The following is an 18,987-nucleotide window of genomic DNA, read 5'->3' as shown; positions in this document are numbered from 1 at the left end:
TTACATGCAAGGCTTTATATTAAGAATTACTAAGAGCATAAAAGAAGATGTAATAGTCAAATTAATCACATCTAGACATTACTACACATTGTATAGATTCTATGGAGCTAGACATAACATCTTATATACAGGACGAAATATAGACTTCGAGGTGGAACATCAAGGTATTTATATGCCAAAGCTTCGCAACATTTTTCATATACCAAAAAAATATGAGATGGATTTAGACAAGGTCTATATATGGCAACAATTTTGCACATTACTAGACAATCACCTACAAGAACCAAATAGCCATGAGCCAAAAGAGATTTCGTCTTTTTACTATAACATGCTAGAAAATGGAACAAATAGACTTATAAAGCAAGATGCAAAGAGAGTAGTGTGTTATATGTATGTGGAGTTACTAGAATTTGAGGGAAGATTATACAAAAAAGATACTTGCTTTATATGTGATAATCGGCTAGATAATGAAATAGCAGTTACTAGAGGATTCTTAATAGCACATCCAACCTGTATAAACTCACAAACTTCGCTAGATAGAGACTGCGTAATGCAATTCTTTGAAACAAAAAATCTTATGAATCTTAGCAACGAGGAATGCAATATACTCTATCAAGTCATACTAGAAGGAATATAGACAATATAAAGAAAATATGGGTTAGATAGCCAAGCAAGTCTTCAAGCAAGAATAATTCTTAAACTAATAAAATCCTAGAAAGAAAGCAAAAATCATTACTTATTAATGCTTTAGCTGAATATATAAATTAGATTCTATAATATCATAGCAAAGTGAGCACACTGCTAAGATAATCATTACCAAGCTAAAATTACTTTCGTGTTTAATGTGCTCATATGCCAAGCAATCAAATATCAATGTTTTCTATGAAGCTAAATAAATCATACAGCAATATTGCCATTGAAATGATTAAAATCATAACTACTTAGCTTAACTCCATCTACTTCACCATAAGCTTGTTGCAATGTGCTAACTAATATAGAATCTAGCTGAATGTCCCGAGTATGATTTAGCATCATCCAGTTATTATCCCATTGATTGAAACTAGACTTAATAATAGCAGCATAGTCATGCGCATTAGTATTCATATTTTGCAACGCTTCTCTAGCCTTGATAGCAAGCAAGGAATCATTAACAATCCAACGTCCATTAATAGCAATAGCACTTCTTGTGTAAATTGTAGGCTTGGAGTTATTCAAATCATAACGTCCACCATCAAGACTAATACCAAAGCACTCAAGGCTACTAATACCAGCTTCACGACATAGAGCAACAAATACTGAAGAGGAGCTAAGATTCTCTCCTCGTAAAATTTCATTACCATATATATCCTTAATACTGCGAATTCCCTGTATATCTGCTCCCTCTTGACTAGAAATGTTGTTTGCAACCCAAGCAAACAGCTTTTCAGCCTTTTGCATATCGCTTTGCACACCATTAGTAACAGACATAACAATGCCCTGTATTATAGGATTTGATCGGATATAGCGATCTTGTGTGTTAATATTTGTAAAATCTGCAAAATCAAGGCCAGATTTCAAAAATCTAGTCTTAACATGTATAGATGTTTTTAGATATTTCTCACTATTATTATTTTGCCAAACTGCATATAACATTGGAGTATTTCTATCATTACTTAGAGAATAACTATCATAATTACCCTCTACCATAAGATTATACGGGGTTTGGAATCCGTTGTTTAGAGCTAGAGGTAGCCAAAGATCAAGGGTGTTATATGTTTGAAATTTACTCTTATAAGCAAAGGAAAGGGAAAAGCTCCTAATATTCTCTTCCTTTTTATTATTTGCATGAGCAAACAACATATTGCCCATTGTAGCTACGCCCAAACCTATTGCACTTCCCTTTAAGAAAGCTCGGCGATTAAGTTTTTGTGTATCCATAAGTATTCCTCAAGATAGTATTATAAAATCTGGATATGAACTAGGAGGATAGATTCTAGGGATTAAACCCAAAAGAGCTAAATCCTAGAACAATGGCTATATGCCTTTAATGTTTATGACTAGACTATTTTAATAAATCTGCAACTCTCTTGCCATAGGCTGGGTCTGCTTTCCTAAAGTGCTCTAACTGAATCTTGATAATACGACTATCAATACCTTTCATAGTGCCTGCAATAGTTTGGCAAAGTCTCTCTTTCTCATCTGGCTTCATTAAGCGATACAAATCTCCTGGCTGTGTATAATAGTCATTGTCTTCTTCTCTATAATCCCATTTAGCCAACCTAGTTTCTTTCTCAAATGTGCTTGGATCCAAAATAGGCTCTTTAAGATTCCAACTATCCTTATAGCCCGGAAGAACACTAGGATTATAATTCCTCATACTACCATATGAACCATTAGTCATAAATCCATCTCGAACAGTATTATTAATAGCCACCTTTGAAGCATTGATAGGAAGCTGATGATGATTTACACCTAATCTATAGCGCTGTGTATCACCATAAGAAAAAAGCCTACCTTGTAACAACCTATCAGGACTAAAGCCAATCCCTGGAACAATATTTGCCGGATTAAGGGCTGACTGCTCAACTTCCGCAAAATAATTTTCAGGATTACGATTAAGAGTCATAATTCCAATTTCAATTAAAGGATAATCTTTATGACTCCAAATCTTCGTAACATCAAATGGATGGAATCGATAAGTTTTAGCATCACTCTCTGGCATAACTTGGATAGAAACTCTCCATTTTGGATAATCTCTTCTCTCAATTGACTCATATAAATCCCTTTGATGAGAATCCATATCTTTAGCTCGCACTGCTGCTGCCTCTTCATTAGTCAAATTCTTAATCCCTTGCAATGTATGGAAGTGGAATTTCACCCAAAATCTTTGATTCTTAGCATTGATGAGACTAAAAGTATGGCTTCCATATCCATTCATATGTCGATAAGTAGCTGGAATACCTCTATCACCCATGAGATAGGTTACTTGATGAAGCGATTCTGGTGTTTGACACCAAAAATCCCACCACATCTCTGGATCTTGCACACCCTTCTTTGGATCCCTTTTTTGGCTATGAATGAAATCTGGGAACTTAAGAGGATCTCGAATAAAAAATATAGGAGTATTATTTCCTACTAAATCCCAGTTTCCTTCTTGAGTATAGAACTTCACAGCAAAGCCTCTTGGATCTCTTACAGCATCTGCGCTTCCTTTTTCTGGTGCAACTGTTGAAAATCTAATAAACATAGGTGTCTTTGTGCCCTTAACAAACACCTTAGCCTTTGAATATTTGCTAATATCAGCGGTAGCTTCAAAAACACCGTGTGCACCACTACCATGTGCATGCACTACCCTTTCTGGAATCCTCTCCCTATCAAATGCAGCTAATTTCTCTAAATACCAAACATCTTGTAAAAGTAGTGGACCTCTTGGTCCTACACTCATTACATTTTGATTATCATAAACTGGTCTACCTGTTGTTGTAGTCATCTGAACAAATTCTTTTGCCATCATGTCTCCTTTAATTATAAAGTTAAATCATTATACAAATAAAGTGATTAATAATTCATAAACAATAAAAAATATCAATTAATTTTTTTTATAAATAATATATTAATGTTAATTAATAGTCCATTTAGAAGCATATAATAACTAATCTACAGCATAAACAACTATAAACACAATAAAAACTATTAACAGACATAGAAGATAATTATTTAATTTATACGAATAATGAGTATTACATTATTACATGATTTTTCTAATAACCATGATAGCATAAATTATATTAGCAAGAAATAAGCATTAATATAATAAATGATTAGAAAGGATAAGGATCAATAATATCGAGGAAATGAGAAAACCTCCCTTCCAGTAACCAATGGCACACAAACAACAGAGATGCTCTGCTATGTTCCCATCCTGAAGCTTTGTCTCTGTTACTTATTGCATAGGGCTAGAAGAGAAGCAAAATGATTATATTAATATAAACTTAAAAAATACTTAAATATAGGAATAAATGGCTTAAATACTAGAGATTAATCCTAATAATATACAAAAAATCACTTTATAGTCATTACTATGGAGTAAATGCAATAAGCACTATAAACATATAGTTACAATTAACCATGTAAAAATAAAGAATCCTAAAATATTAAGCATAAAGGCATTTATAACTAAGCCTTAAATCCTAGAGTATTTTAGAACTCCTAGGAATAATAGGGGGCTAACTAAACCTAGCTATATCTCAAGTCCTTATATTCCTTAGGTATTAGATGATTTTTTACTTGGATTTTACTAGAATACATGCCAGAATTATATCCTAGCTCATATAGCCGCTCTAGCGCATTAAGTTGCATTGTATCCATAGTATGAGAGGATTCATTAGCATAGAGGTTTAGATATGTTTGCAATTCACTTGGATTTACTCGCACAAGATTATTATCTATTAGCATTTGCGATAACAACGACTTAAAACGCAATGCTATTTGTATAGCCTTTGTTAAAATTTCCTCCAAGATAATTGCTCGATTTAGCGGGATTGATCGCCTAATAGCCATGCCACCTAATGGCAATGGTAAGGAATTTTTAATAAAATCCACCCAAATATCCCATATAGTAGTTTCTACTTCGAGCTTAGAAGAAAAATTCAAAATAGATTCATGTATTAACACACCTGCATCAGCATCACCATCTAACACAGCTTGCTCTATCTCTAGAAAATTCTTATATATAACTCTAGCATCAGGATATTTTAAACGAAATATAAGGGCATTGGTTGTATGTGTGCCACTTAATGCAACTTTAAATCTCCTACCAAGAATCTTACCCCTAAGCTTTATAATCTTTGGACCATAGCCATAACCAAAACTCATTCCTGTCCTAAGCAACGCATATTCATTACAAATAAGAGGATAAAGTGCAAATGAAATAGCACTTATATCATATTGTCCCTGCAAACAAGCTACATTTAAACTTTCAATATCAAGAGCGTAATTGATTAGATTATATGGCTTATTAACCCAACCAAACTTAATAGCATAATACATAAAAATATCATCAGCATCAGGGCTATGAGCTATAGTATATGCATCATTAGGGATATGAGAATTAGAATTAGTCATACTCTTCCTTAATAATGCTTGTAGATTTCATAACTTCTACATATATAATCCGCCATTAACTCTTAAAACTTCTCCTGTAATATAGCTTGAATAATCACTAAGTAAGAATGCTACCGTATTTGCTACTTCCTCTGGCTTCCCAAATCTTGCTAAAGGAATATTCTTAAGATAGATATCCATCACATCTTGATTAAGCCTACTTGTCATTTCAGTATCTATAAATCCCGGAGTAATAACATTATATCTTACATTCCGACTTGCAGACTCTAAAGCAAAACTCTTTGTCATAGCAATAATGCCTCCCTTGCTAGCAGCATAATTTGTTTGTCCAGCATTGCCCTTTTCCCCAATGATTGATGATATATTTACTACACTGCCCATTTTTTGCTTACTCATAATCCTAAATGCCTCCTTGCAACCAATAAAACAAGATTTTAAATTTGCATCAACAACTTGCATGAAATCATCCACACTCATGCGCAATGCTAATTTATCATTAGTAATACCTGCGTTATTTACCAGATATGAAAACTCTCCATCGCTTTCCTTAATTAGCTCCAATGCTTCTCTAAAGGCTACTTCATCACTTGCATCAAAGCCAATTACAGCAGCATTTCCACCTTTTGATAGAATCTCTTCTTGTAAATCATTAGCAAGATTTGCATTGCTTTTATAATTGATCCAGACCTTAATATTATGACTTGCTAATACACGTGCTATTTGTGCTCCAATCCCTCTACTAGAACCTGTAATCAAAACATTTTTCCCACTAAATCTCATCATTTCTCCTACGAAACTAAATAAAGTATTAGTATAGCCTAAAAAACAGATTTTAGCCTAAATGACATAGTTTTATCGTATAATGCAAAGCAGCTAAACATTATGTAAGAATTCGGGGGATATGACATTGGGCTTGTTACATCAAGTAAGATTCTATATGCTTTTATATGTTCTATTTATGGCATTTATAAAAACTGCTAATGCCCTTGAAGTAAAATTAAATCATGGTAAGGAGAATCAACAACCATTTGCCATACTAAACCTTCGCAATTCATACCCATTCACATGCGAGCAGAAAGTAAATATAACTGGTATTGTGGAGCATATTTCATGCAAGATTGAAGGAATTCCACAAAGCGGATTTAATCCCACAAAAAGCTCTATGATTTCGTTTAGCTATGAAATGAAAGAATTACCAAATCCAGATAATCCAAATGAAGCCCCTAAGCGATATATGGTTGTTAATATATACCCTAACAACAATTCAAAACTAAAATTATTTTCTGTATTTAGTGATTTAAAAAATGAAAAACCAATACCAGTAACCAGAAAAGCCCTATCAAAAAGCTATCAAATTGTAGCCTATACAAATAAGCTTCCATTTATTAATCCAAACGAAAACATGGGGAATAGATATTCAATAAACTTCCCAATATCAATTCCAAAAACTTCCACTCCAACTATAAGCGAGCTAGACATAAATCGCAAGCCATTAGAATACAATGCAGGCAAAGACTTAGATGCATTTATGGAGATTAAAGATGACATTAAGAATAAGGAATATGTTACAGCATTAAAAAAGATTTCCGAAACTCTTACAGAATACCCTGATACCATCTTTGCAAAGGATCTTATATACTATGCCATAGTAGCATTAGACAAGGCCAAAGGCGATAACGAAACAAATAAGGTAATTATAGACAGAGGCACACAATGGGTTAAAGCTTATGCTAGCGATGATAATGCGCCAGAAGTAATGTATATACTAGGTAAATCATATTTAAGTGAAAATAGAGTAAAAGATTCTCTTTATTATTTTAATCGCGTAGCAGAGGAACATGAAACATCAAGATATGCGCCACTATCAAAAATGCAAATCGCAAATTCCCTAACATCAAAGGCAGACATAAAAAGAGCACCTCTCATTTATAGAGAAGCATATCAACAAGCAAAGGATTTAGAATCTGCAGCTGAGATCGCTATATCTTGGGCTAGATTTAGTATTAGAAATGATGACTTCGATCATGCAAATGATCTATTTTTAAAAGTTTTTAAAGTTTTTCCTGCATATTTTCTAATAGATATGGAAGACAGTATAGATATTTTACAAGAGCTAGAGGATAAACAACGTTTTTCACTAGCAGCTACCATTGCTGAATATCTAAGTGGAAATGTACCTATTGATAGTGAGCAACACTCATGGTTACTTATGAAAGCATCTGAATTTGCAATGCATGCAGGAGAATTTGATAAATCGCATAAGTTAAACGTAGAATTCTTGCATTATCATCCAAACCACAAGTTGGCTGATGCAATAAGGGCTAGAGATGATTCATTATTATTTGATATAAGTGGCAGTTATGATGAAAAAATAAAACGATATGATCACATAATTGCTACATATCCAAATACAGAAAATGCCAAGAGGGCTATGGAACTAAAGGCTAAACTTTTCCTAGAAAATAAAGAATACCTAAAAGTAATAGCAATGAAAGATGATTTACCTAGCGATTCTGAAATATTGCAGCAAGCAATAGATAATCAAGTTCTCATATATCTGGAGAATCATAGTTGCAATGGTATAGCCGGTCTCCTAAGTAATGCAAATAAAGTAAGTCTAACAGTAAAAGATAGTCTTGATGTGTTTGAATGCCTATATAATCAAGCTAACTACAAAAAGGCAGATGAGCTATTCTCAGGGCTGCATAAACATATTAAAGATGGAGAAAATGAGCTTAAATGGCTTTACTTACAAGCAAATACTCTATTTGCACTAGGCAGGGATAATGAGGCTTTAAAAGCTTCAAGAGATGTAATGGATTTAGCCTTTGCAATGGGACAGAGGAAATATTATGACATAGCTTTCAAAATGTTTGACGTTTTATTTGATGATGATAGAACAAAAAATGATGCTATAAGCTTAAGTGCAAAAATTGATTCTTGGTTTCCTAATGATAATAGGCTTCTACCAATGCACTTCGCCCTATTAAATAATGCTCAAAACAATAAAGATAAATTAGCACTAAGACATGAAGCAAATGTTATCATAAGGCTACAGAAATCACTAAAGCAATATGATTATAGCCCTTATGTAAATTTCATATACATAAATGGACTGATTGATGAAAATAAATATGAAGAGGCATTGAATCAATTAGAATGGCTTGGTAAATTTAAACTAAATACAGATGATAGGCAACAAAGATTCTATAAGATAGCAAATGTCAATTATTCACTAAAGCAAATGGATAAAAGCAAACAAGCCTTAAATGATTGCTTAGAGTTAGGCAATACCACAACTTGGGGAACATTGTGCAATAATGCAATGGGCTTACATAATAACTTTGAATAGTTTTTAGCTCTCTGTAGTTTCAAAAATTAACTTTATTAAGAGTCTAATTCTGCTTTTGTGAATCACAACTACTTAAATGTGAAAGTAACAGGCTAAAGCAGAGCAATCTTAGCTACTAACAAGGCTTTTTGTTTAGAATCAAAAGTAAGCTAATTCCTAACTCAAAAGACTCTAACAATATTGCGCTAAATTTTACCTAAGAATACAAGCTGCTAAAAGGTGCTAAATAATTTATCTCTTATTTAAGAGGTGAGAGCTTTCTTAACTTTAGGAGGAGAGGGTAATAAATACTTAATAACTATAAAATAGCAAAATAAGAATCTAAACTAAAAATTAATTGGCAATACTAAAAAATACAAGAAAATAAATCTACCTCTATTTACTGCAAAATGCTAGGCTTTTTACGGAACTCAAATAAACCTACAACATAATCTTTACTTTTATCCGACAATGAATCAAAGATAGAATCATAAACAAAAAGTTCTCCATCTCTATACTCCATATAAACTTGTGTATCAAATCCTTTAATAAAGCTAACTTCAAGGACTTGCATGTAATCAAGAACTTCTATAATGGTTTGGGGATGAAAAACTCTATGTGCATTAAAGCATAGCTTATTGGTTTTGCTAACAGGCACACTAAAGTATAACCTTCCATTTGGCTGTAAAACTCTTTGGAATGAGAGCAAAGCATCTTTCCATGCGCTAGGATTTATTGGATCTCCATATCTACCTAAGCCAAAATGCTCAACACTGCATAGCGCAGAGATTGATTCTATACTATTGCTAGCTAGATTATTTAAGTGGGTGGCATCTGATTGGATATAGCTAATACCCCCCCCCCCCCTGTATTAGACAAGCCATGTCTATAATTATTGATAAAATCAGTATCAAAATCATTATTCATAGCTCTAACATCAATTAGAACCACTCTTTGATTCATACTCAATAAATGAGCTATAAAACCTACAACAAGCGAACCTACATCATAATGTATCTTAGGCTTGTTTAAGAAAACTTTTCTAGCTCCCCAAATATCTTGAATAAAATACGAACTATCCATTATGCTGCCATTCTCTGCATATTTATCATCTCTGCAGATCCATTCATATTCGCTTCGTATTTCAAATCTAGGATCATTATTCAGCTTTGTATAAAGTTCTTTATCATGGTTTATTTCGTTATCGCTCATGCGTGTAGGTTTTCCAAACCCACATTTGGTAATTAGCTGCCTAAAAGGTCTTTTGATTTCTCTAATAATCTTATTTTTCATCGCCTCTATGATTAATCCTTATAAGTTTCTTAAATCAATTAGCCAAAGTTGTGAATAAACTCTGCCATATCTAAGATTCTATTAGCATAGCCACTCTCATTATCATACCATGACATAATTTTTACAAGCTTGCCAACTTGTATGCTTAAATCTTTTGCCACTATACTACTATAAGAGCTACCTATAAAATCACTGCTTACTCTATGTTTTGTATCAATACTAAGGATTCCCATCATAGAATCCATAGCATAAGATTCCAAAAGTTTATGTATATCATCAAGTCTTACTTCTTTGCTCATATAAAAAGATAAATCAGCCATAGACACATCAGCTACAGGAACTCTTAGACTTTGACCATGAATCTTATCCGCCATATTAGGCAAAACACTTTTTAACCCAATAGCAGCACCTGTGCTTGTTGGAATAATATTATTTGGTGCAGAACGAGAGCGTCTCTTATCATATCTATGCGCATTATCTAGTAGGCTTTGATCATTTGTATAGCTATGCACTGTAGTCATTAAAGCCTTATCTATACCATAGTGCATATCTAAGATATGACATATTGGAGCTATACAGTTAGTAGTGCAAGAGGCATTAGAAATAATTTTTTGTCCACTATACTCGCTAGAATTTACACCTAACACAAATGTTGGTATACAATCTTTTGACGGAGCAGACAAAATAACTTTCTTTGCTCCATTGTGAAGATAGCAAGAGAGAGAATTAGAATCTAAAAACTTACCACTAGATTCTATCATAACATCTACATCACATTTTATACTTTCTGGGCTAGGCTCATTACTTAGATGTATATATTGCCCTATAGCTTTATTAGTGCTATTGGTATTTTTGTGCTTAGGCATGATATGCAATGCACAATCATTACTCTCTAATAAAAATTCGTATTGATTGTCTAAGACACCATGTGAGCTATCAAAGTTTATTAAATAACATAGAATCTCCCACTTTGCAATGTCGTTAAGAATTTTAATTGTATGTCCTCTTTGCAATGCTAAACGTAAAATCGTCCGACCCATTCTCCCTAAGCCATTAATTCCTAATGTCATATACGCTTCCAAGCTAAAGATTGGGGCATTATATCCAAAATCTGATAGAATAATTACAGTAATTGAGCATTTATTAAGGAGTGGGATTTGAGATACTTACTATTAACTAGGGGCATGCCTCTTTGTGGAAAAACCACATGGATAAAAAAGCATAATCTACATCACTATACAATAGATTTCAAAAAAATATCAAACGCAGCCCAATCTCCAAGATTAGATATATCAGGTAGATATTATTTCCACTATCCACATCAAAGAATCCAATCTAATATGATATTTGAATTACTTAAATGGCGCATGGAAAACGGCGACTTTACAATAATTGAAAATCTACATATAACTCAATCTTTCTTTAGCAACTATCAACAATTAGCAAAAGCTCATCGATATAAAATAATTATAGTGGATTTTAGCCATGTCCCTTTAAGCGAGATTAAAGCCAGGAATAAGGAAATGAAACTACAAAATCCCTTAGAATACTATCACTATACAGATGAAGAGATTCTAAGTCTTTATGATAAGCTATTAAATACAAAGATTCCAATACCCTACGAAACAATAAAACCAGATGATATTAACTCTCTCCTAGCAACAAAACCAAAGGATTTAAGCAAATACAAAAGGATTTATCACATAGGAGATATTCATGGTAGCTTTTCAGTGCTAAAAGAATATCTAGGCAATATAAGAGATGATTGCTTTTATATCTTCCTTGGTGATTATATTGACAGAGGGCTACAAAACCATGAAGTCTTGAATTTTTTAATTAAAATTATGAATAATCATAATGTTTGTATATTAGAGGGCAATCACGAGCGTCATCTTTGGAATTGGGTGCATAATAGGGAATCTAGCTCTAGAGAATTTCGATTAAATACACAAACCCAGATAGAAAAGCACGGCATACCAAAGGAGATTGTGAAGAATTTATGCCTAACACTAAAGCCAAACCTATACTATAAGTTCCATGATAAATATATCCTTTGCACACATGGAGGATTACCAAATATTCCAGATAAGCTGGCAATAATTAGCGCATCAGAGTTTATTTATGGCACAGGCACATATATGCAAACCTTAAATATTGCAAAATCATTTGCGTCAAACACAAATAAGAATCAATACCAAGTCTTTGGGCATAGAAACAGAGAGGATTTACCTGCAAACTTATATGATAGGAATTATGTCTTAGAGGCAAAAGTAGAAAAAGGAGGATTTCTTCGCGCTTTAGAGCTTGATAAAAGCGGATTCCATGAAGTAAGCATTGCTAATAAACATTTTATGAATCCAAATTATAGGAAGAATAGGGATTTACTGCAAAAAGAGTTTGAAAGTATGCAAAGGAACGATTATATAAGCAAGATATACATAGGCTACTTAGTATCGTTTAGTCCAATAAATAGTAAGATAAATGTTGCTTGTGCATTTGAACCATATATCGTTGATACAGAGACTTGGAAGATTTTTGCACGAGGCAAGAATAATACATATTTTACATCACAAAGTTTGCAAAATGACAATCAAATCAAATACCCAATCACAATTCTAGCTAGTAAAATAGCACAAAAACATTTCATAAGCTATTATGATGAGTGTTTTTACTACATAGTAATAAAAAGTGGTTTATCTATCTCAAAAGAGATTCCAAAAAATATAATACTTAATGAATCTAATAAAGAAGAAATTATCTCACTACTTCAAGAAGAGCTTGGAACTAGGAGCTTTTGCTTAGAGCTTGGTGTGGAGAAGAGTTATTGTTTAATAAATATTTTTGCTAACGAGATAGAAACAAAAGAGGCAAGCTATAAAAGTTTGCAAAAGATAGCAAACCTACTACAAATAGATTGCATAACACAAATAGCAATCATAAACTCGGCGCAAGAATTAAGGCAATTTGCTATTATGCTGCAAAGCAAACAAAAACTTATTAAAAGTCTTAAAAAGCCTTTGAAGCATGAAGATTCCAATGAATGCAAAAATATAGAAAATTCTATGGAATCTAAATCCACATACATCAATCCTAGCAATCTAGTAAAAATTCCTAACAAGATTAGAGAAGACTTATATCTATTAAAGGCATTAGGAGAATTCTCCAGCATTATAAAAACACAACCATTTTTATTTTGGAATATAATAGCCATTGACAGTAGCAAAAATATATATAATTTTCGCTCATTTATATCAAATGAATATCAAGCAATAGAGAATATCTTAGGAATATGGGCACTTCATGGTTGTATTGAAAAACTAGTGTGGATAAATACACCTCTTAGAGAAATATTTTATTTTTGGTTCATCGAGAAAATGAAAGATAAAAGTGATTTATTGAAAAAAGATATATCGCATATATGGAGTCTATTCTTGGATTTTATCTACAATATAAATACTAATTAGAAAAATCGGTTAAGATTAATGTTTATATAATAAAATCCTTAAGCAGAATTAAAAGGAGTAAAGTTGGAAATCTTAAGATTTCTTCGTATCTATACCATGAAAATCCTAGGCTATGGGATATTTATAGGGACTTTAGCTACACAAGGCATAGCGCAAACGTTTACAATACAAGATATTGTAAACGCCATAGAACAAAACTCAATAGATATAATAGAAAATAAGGCTCAATTTGAGAGCATGTTAGCAGAGGGTAAATCAAATCTGGCTTGGCAATATCCACTTATACAAACAGATGGCAATACCACAAACGAGAATGGTTCTATAGGTGGTGAGTTTAATGCTATATTACTCATCAAACCTAAACTCTGGTGGGTCAATCCATTGCTAAAAGAGAGTTTGAATAGTAAGAATCAAGAATATCTCATAACAAGAAAACTTTTGCGCAATGTGAATTTTATAGGATTAAAGAGAATCTATCTCACATACATAGCAACAAAGGAAAAATACAAATACTATCTAAAAAGAGAAGAGAATTTTTTGAATCTATTAAGCATTGCTAAAAAAAGACTAGATGGCGGGAGCATTAGCCAAAAGGACTTCGTAAGCTTTGAATCTGCATATATTGATTCTACACTTGCCACTATTTCAGTGAGAAACGAGCTATTAGAGCTACAAAAGTCAATATTTATAATATTGGGATTAGACAATAGGTCATATATTTCGAATTTTAATTCAAATGAATCTAACACTAAAAAGGATTCCACAATTGCAAAACAAAATGCAAATGCACCAAAAACAAATATCAACAATATGGCTAGCAATTCATCTAATGTCAAAAAAGCAGATGATAAAGTAGATAGAAACCCATTGTTAAATATAATGTCCCTGCAAGGTTATAATGTGCCCACATTTAACCAAGATAATAATGATTCAAGTAACATAAATAATAGTCCTAACAATAGCAATACAACAAATATAAGCACAAATGACATCATCATAAAGGATTTAGAGTTCAGTTATATATCAACTAATATAAATAATCTAGAAGATAAGCTAGTAAATTCTCTTTACACAGAGATTTTAGATTTACAAATCAAGCAACATCAATATATGGGTAAATATGAAGGCAGGAATCATTGGGATTCTCTAGAAATCGGAGCAGGAGTTAATTATTCATTATCATCATATAATCCAGCATTTCAAGTATCTGTTCCTCTTCCTATTACAAAAAAGCAATCTTATTTGAAAGCAAAATACATGTCATTGGAATCAGGCACTTTAGCAAGACAGGCTATTACTAAAAAGCAAATAGCAATCAAAGCAAAGGCATACCTACAAGAGCTAAGTTTACAAAGAGAATATATTAACTTAGCAGAGAAAAATACACAAGTAAAGCAATACTTAGCAGAGCTAAATCGACTAGGCTACGAGGCACAACAAGTAACACTTTTTGAGTATATCACACAACAAAATGCCTTTGTAGATTCCCAAATAGAACTTGTCAACTCACAGATCAAATATATTGATTTAGTGGCACTTTTGGAAGAGACACTAGGTGAGAGTTTTACAAAAATAGACTAAAGGAAAACAATGAAGATAATACATAAAAGCTTTATAGTTATATTCACAATGCTTCTATATATGAGAGCATTGATAGCAGAAGACTATGATTCTATAGAGTTAAAAGATTCTGAAATCAAGGCTATGAATATAGGTACATTCACTGTTAAAAATGCTTCATCTAGCAAAGGCGTTTCTTTTTCTGCTGTAGTGGATTTTGACGATAGAGATGGATATACACAAAACTCAAGTCTAGAAGTAGTTGTAGTCAATCTTTATAAGAGAGCAGGAGAAAGCGTAAAAAAGGGAGAATCAATTGTAGAAATTAGCTCTAACAGCTTAAGCGAATTATATTTCTCCTTGCAAAATACCACTAGCAGATTCCAAATTGCACAAGAAGTAGAGCGCAAGGATAAAGAACTTTTGCGACAAGGGGTAATTTCACAACGTGCATATCAAACTAGTTACTTAAATATGAATGAACTACGATTAAAAATGAATGAAATTCGATCTTCATTTAGTCTTTTTGGAATCAATCCTGATAATCCACGTGGACAGTATGGATTCGTTGTGCGTGCTACTGGAGATGGTAAGCTTAGTGTAGCTCCAAAGCAAATTGGAGAGAAGATTCCAGCCTTTACACCATATATTAGAATTGCAAAGCCAAATAATGATAGCGTGCTATTGCGCATAAGAGTCCCTCAAAATAATATTAAGAGTGTGCAGAAAGGCTTTAATGTGTTTGATGAGAATGGCAATAATATTGGCATTATTGATAGTATTTCAGATGTTGTTGATTATCAAACAAATACTATTAGCGCAGTTGCCCGTGTGGAAGCAAGGAATCTAAAAGTAGGTGAAATTATAGAAATTTATGTAGCTGGTGATGTTGGTAGTGGTTATGTGATAGTGCCAGATGATTGTTGGATAAAATTTGATGATGATTATATTGTATTTATAAAAACAAAGAGTGGATTCCAACCAACTAGCATATTAATCATTGAGGATAGAAATACAGAATCAGTTGTCCAAGGTAAAGGGTTAAAAGTAGGCACAAAGATAGCAAAAGGCGGTCTCATATTTCTAAAAGGGATTATGAACGGCTTAGGAGAAGAATCAGGCGGTGGCAATGCTCACTAAAATTATTGAATTCTCATTAAGACAGAGGATAATTGTTACAATTCTTGCATGTCTTTTACTTGCTTATGGTGTATTTAGCTTTGTGCGCATACCAATAGATGCATTTCCAGATGTAAGCTCTACACAAGTAAAAATCATTATGAAAATGCCAGGTGCATCTCCTGAAGAAGTAGAAAATAGAGTTGTGCGACCTTTAGAGTTGGAGCTATTAGGCTTACAAGGGCAAACTTCCCTCCGTAGTATAAGCAAGTTTGCAATAGCAGATATAACTATCAATTTCGAAGATTCTGTAAATATGAATATAGCTCGGCAAATGGTAAATGAAAGACTAATAACAGCTATGCCCGAGTTGCCAGCTGGTGTTACAGGTGGACTTGCTCCAATAGTAACTCCTCTTAGCGATATGTATATGTTTACAATTGAAGGCAACATATCAGAAATGCAAAAGCGTCAACTCCTTGACTTCACCATTCGACCTGCTTTAAGAAGTATTAAAGGGGTAGCTGATGTAAGTAGCTATGGTGGACAAGCTAAAGCTTATGTAGTAATTCCAGATTTTCATGATATGGCAAAGCTTGGGATTTCCATCTCCGATTTAGAATCTGTCTTGCGCGAAAATCTAAAAAATGATGGCGCAGGCATAATAAATCGTCCCGGAGAAATGTATTTAGTTAAGATAGAAAGCGCAGCAAGGGATATTAAAGATATAGAAAATATATCAATGTCTACGCCAAATGGCTATGTAAGAATCAAAGACTTTGCTGAAGTTATAGAAAATTATAGAACAAGACTTGGATTTGTAACCATAGATGGTAAGTATGAAACCACTGAGGGAATCGTACTAGGATTACGTGGATCAAATTCTAGGGATACTATAAAAGCCGTAGAAAAAAAGCTTAATGAAATCAAAGCTAATCTACCTAATGATGTGATAATTAATACTTTTTATAATCGAAGTGATTTGACACAAAAGGCTGTTGACTCTGTAATAAAAGTGCTTGCTGAAGCTATCATTCTTATTATTATTGTATTATTTTTATTCTTAGGAGATTTACGCGCTGCTGTGGCTGTTAGCGTGATATTGCCTTTAGCACTATCAGTAGCATTTGTGCTAATGGAGAAAAATGGATTAAGTGCAAATTTGATGAGTTTAGGAGGGCTAATTATTGCTGTAGGAATCCTAGTTGATTCTGCTGTAGTGGTGGTAGAAAACGCATTTGAAAGGCTAAGCCATGAAAAGAATTTAACTAAGATTCATACAATTTATCGTGCTTCAAAGGAAATAGCACCATCTGTGGTAAGCGGAATCGTCATAATTATTGTATTCTTTGTCCCAATTCTAACATTAGAAGGGTTAGAAGGTAAAATGTTTGTCCCACTTGGAGAGACAATAGTCTATGCCCTAATTGGCTCTCTTGTGCTATCTATCACAATTATTCCTGTTATGTGCTCATTAGTGCTAAAGGTAAAACCACACAAAGAAACATTATTAATTCGAGCTATTGAGTATGTATATTACCCAATGCTTCGTTTTTGTTTAAATAATGGGCGCACAGTAATCATTGCTTCTATTATTTTCTTGGTTTTTACTTTTTCATTATTTCCACATATTGGTAGAGCATTTATGCCAACCCTAGATGAAGGAGATATTGTATTAACCATTGAGACTACACCATCAACATCGCTTAAAGAATCTCGTGATATTTTGCTTAGAATAACAAAACAAATTATGGATTCTGTTCCAGATATTAAGACAATCATTACACGTGCTGGAGCAGATGAATTAGGACTTGATTTAGCTGGACTCTATCAATCAGATTCATTTATTATCTTAAAACCAGAAGAAGAGTGGGAATCAGAAAGCAAGAAAGAAATAATAGATAAGATACATGATTCTGTAAAAGACTTCAAAGGAACTACATTCATTATAACACAACCAATAGATATGCGAATTAGCGAAATGGTAACAGGCGTACGTGGTGATTTAGCGATTAAAATTTTTGGATCTGATATTGACGAACTAAATAACATTAGCACACAGATAGCTGAAATTCTAAAAAGCATACAAGGAAACAAAGAAGTTTACACTGCGCTAAACAAAGGTGTAAATTATTTATACATAACACCACAAAGGGAAAAAATGGCAAGGGCAAATATTGGCGTTGAAGAGTTTTCTAAATTTTTAAAAAGCTCACTAGAAGGATTATTTGTTGATTACATTCCACAAGGCTTTGCTAGAACACCTGTTATCATTAGGCAGCATTCAGATATAGCCAACAGTGTCTCTAGATTTAAAAGCTTAGAGCTTAGTAGTGAAGATGATCTTGTCGTGCCAATTAATTCCATAGCAGATATTAAAGATGTCGATGGTCCAATTAGCATTATGCGAGAACAAAGTAGTCGCGTAGGGGTTGTTAGAAGCAATGTCGAAGATAGAGACTTGGGTGGATTCGTAGATGAGGCAATGGCAAGAATCTCTGCAGAAGTTAAATTACCTGAAGGCTACACTATAACTTATGGCGGGCAGTTTGAGAATCAGCAAAGAGCAAATGCTCGCTTTGCCACTGTTATACCACTAAGCATATTAGTAATATTTTTTATATTATTTTTTACATTCCGCTCTATAACGCTTGCATTTATGATTTTATTAAACATTCCATTTGCAGTTACAGGAGGACTTGTTTCTCTATATATATCAGGCGAATACTTTTCAGTTCCAGCTAGTGTCGGGTTTATCGCTCTATTTGGTATTGCTGTGTTAAATGGGCTTGTTATGGTAGGATACTTTGTTCATTTAATAAAGCAAGGACATAGTATATCAGATGCTGTTGAGATGGGTGCAAAGAGACGCTTGCGTCCTGTGCTAATGACTGCTAGCATTGCAGCCCTTGGACTTGTCCCAATGCTTATTGGCGGTGGAGTTGGTAGCGAGGTGCAAAGGCCATTGGCAATTGTTGTTCTTGGAGGATTAGTAACATCTAGCGCATTGACATTGCTAATACTTCCCCCAACATTCAAAATGATTGCAAGTAAATTTAAGATTATCTCACAAGACTAAAATACCTAATAATTTAGCTAGAGATTTAATTAGGCTAG

General features: G+C 33.2%; 13 protein-coding genes, 1 other RNA gene and 1 pseudogene. 6 read left to right on the top strand and 9 right to left on the bottom strand.

All coding sequences use genetic code 11. From position 1 onward, the window contains the following. Positions 1-4 precede the first annotated feature (4 nt). Positions 5-637, top strand: a complete 633-nt coding sequence (recO, locus tag LS73_RS00505; protein WP_034559207.1) for a recombination protein RecO — start codon at positions 5-7, stop codon at positions 635-637. 260 nt (positions 638-897) lie between these two features. Here the strand turns inward: recO and LS73_RS00500 are convergent, their stop codons facing one another. The 5 genes from LS73_RS00500 to fabG form a co-directional block, all read right to left on the bottom strand. Beyond that, the gene (locus LS73_RS00500; protein ID WP_034559205.1) at positions 898-1,917 is read right to left on the bottom strand and encodes a twin-arginine translocation signal domain-containing protein; all 1,020 of its coding nucleotides are present in this window, start codon (positions 1,915-1,917) and stop codon (positions 898-900) included. Between the two features lie 124 nt (positions 1,918-2,041). Next, entirely contained in the window at positions 2,042-3,490 is a 1,449-nt protein-coding gene (locus tag LS73_RS00495; RefSeq protein WP_034559203.1) for a catalase, read from the bottom strand. Positions 3,491-3,844: 354 nt separating this feature from the next. Continuing rightward, an RNA gene (ffs, locus tag LS73_RS00490) (signal recognition particle sRNA small type) lies at positions 3,845-3,942 on the bottom strand. Between the two features lie 273 nt (positions 3,943-4,215). After that, entirely contained in the window at positions 4,216-5,103 is an 888-nt protein-coding gene (locus LS73_RS00485; protein WP_052089911.1) for a menaquinone biosynthesis family protein, read from the bottom strand. A gap of 36 nt (positions 5,104-5,139) precedes the next feature. Further along, positions 5,140-5,883: a 3-oxoacyl-ACP reductase FabG gene (gene fabG, locus LS73_RS00480; RefSeq protein WP_034559201.1), complete on the bottom strand. Its 744-nt coding sequence runs from the start codon at positions 5,881-5,883 to the stop codon at positions 5,140-5,142. Between the two features lie 121 nt (positions 5,884-6,004). Between fabG and LS73_RS00475 the strand changes: the two genes are divergently transcribed. Beyond that, complete coding sequence (locus LS73_RS00475; RefSeq protein ID WP_233708821.1) at positions 6,005-8,455, top strand: tetratricopeptide repeat protein; 2,451 nt, start codon at positions 6,005-6,007, stop codon at positions 8,453-8,455. Between the two features lie 379 nt (positions 8,456-8,834). Here LS73_RS00475 and LS73_RS10035 read toward each other — a convergent pair whose 3' ends face one another. The 4 genes and pseudogenes from LS73_RS10035 to LS73_RS00465 all read right to left on the bottom strand — a co-directional run bounded on the left by LS73_RS10035 (position 8,835) and on the right by LS73_RS00465 (position 10,797). Further along, positions 8,835-9,092 (bottom strand): hypothetical protein, encoded by a 258-nt coding sequence (locus LS73_RS10035; protein ID WP_236097211.1) that lies wholly within the window; start codon positions 9,090-9,092, stop codon positions 8,835-8,837. Positions 9,093-9,095: 3 nt separating this feature from the next. After that, positions 9,096-9,224: pseudogene (locus LS73_RS10030) on the bottom strand (hypothetical protein); the annotation flags it as partial. Between the two features lie 29 nt (positions 9,225-9,253). Next, positions 9,254-9,727 carry a hypothetical protein gene (locus LS73_RS10025; protein ID WP_236097210.1) on the bottom strand — a complete coding sequence of 158 codons (474 nt, stop codon included), beginning with the start codon at positions 9,725-9,727 and terminating at the stop codon, positions 9,254-9,256. A gap of 38 nt (positions 9,728-9,765) precedes the next feature. After that, positions 9,766-10,797: a type I glyceraldehyde-3-phosphate dehydrogenase gene (locus LS73_RS00465; RefSeq protein ID WP_034559700.1), complete on the bottom strand. Its 1,032-nt coding sequence runs from the start codon at positions 10,795-10,797 to the stop codon at positions 9,766-9,768. Between the two features lie 87 nt (positions 10,798-10,884). Between LS73_RS00465 and LS73_RS00460 the strand changes: the two genes are divergently transcribed. From LS73_RS00460 to LS73_RS00445, 4 genes are all read left to right on the top strand, one after another. Then, complete coding sequence (locus LS73_RS00460; protein ID WP_052090002.1) at positions 10,885-13,191, top strand: metallophosphoesterase; 2,307 nt, start codon at positions 10,885-10,887, stop codon at positions 13,189-13,191. 63 nt (positions 13,192-13,254) lie between these two features. Further along, positions 13,255-14,772, top strand: coding sequence for a TolC family protein (locus LS73_RS10020; RefSeq protein ID WP_034559698.1), 1,518 nt, complete (start codon positions 13,255-13,257; stop codon positions 14,770-14,772). Between the two features lie 9 nt (positions 14,773-14,781). Next, a complete protein-coding gene (locus tag LS73_RS00450) occupies positions 14,782-15,891 on the top strand; it encodes an efflux RND transporter periplasmic adaptor subunit (protein ID WP_233708823.1) in 1,110 nt (369 codons plus the stop codon). Further along, positions 15,881-18,949 (top strand): efflux RND transporter permease subunit, encoded by a 3,069-nt coding sequence (locus LS73_RS00445; RefSeq protein WP_034559394.1) that lies wholly within the window; start codon positions 15,881-15,883, stop codon positions 18,947-18,949. The genes LS73_RS00450 and LS73_RS00445 overlap by 11 nt, the downstream gene beginning before the upstream one ends. The last annotated feature ends 38 nt before the right edge of the window (positions 18,950-18,987 follow it).

It is taken from the genome of Helicobacter muridarum (assembly GCF_000765805.2).
GTDB lineage: Bacteria > Campylobacterota > Campylobacteria > Campylobacterales > Helicobacteraceae > Helicobacter_A > Helicobacter_A muridarum.
This window is presented reverse-complemented; position numbering and strand designations above follow the sequence as displayed.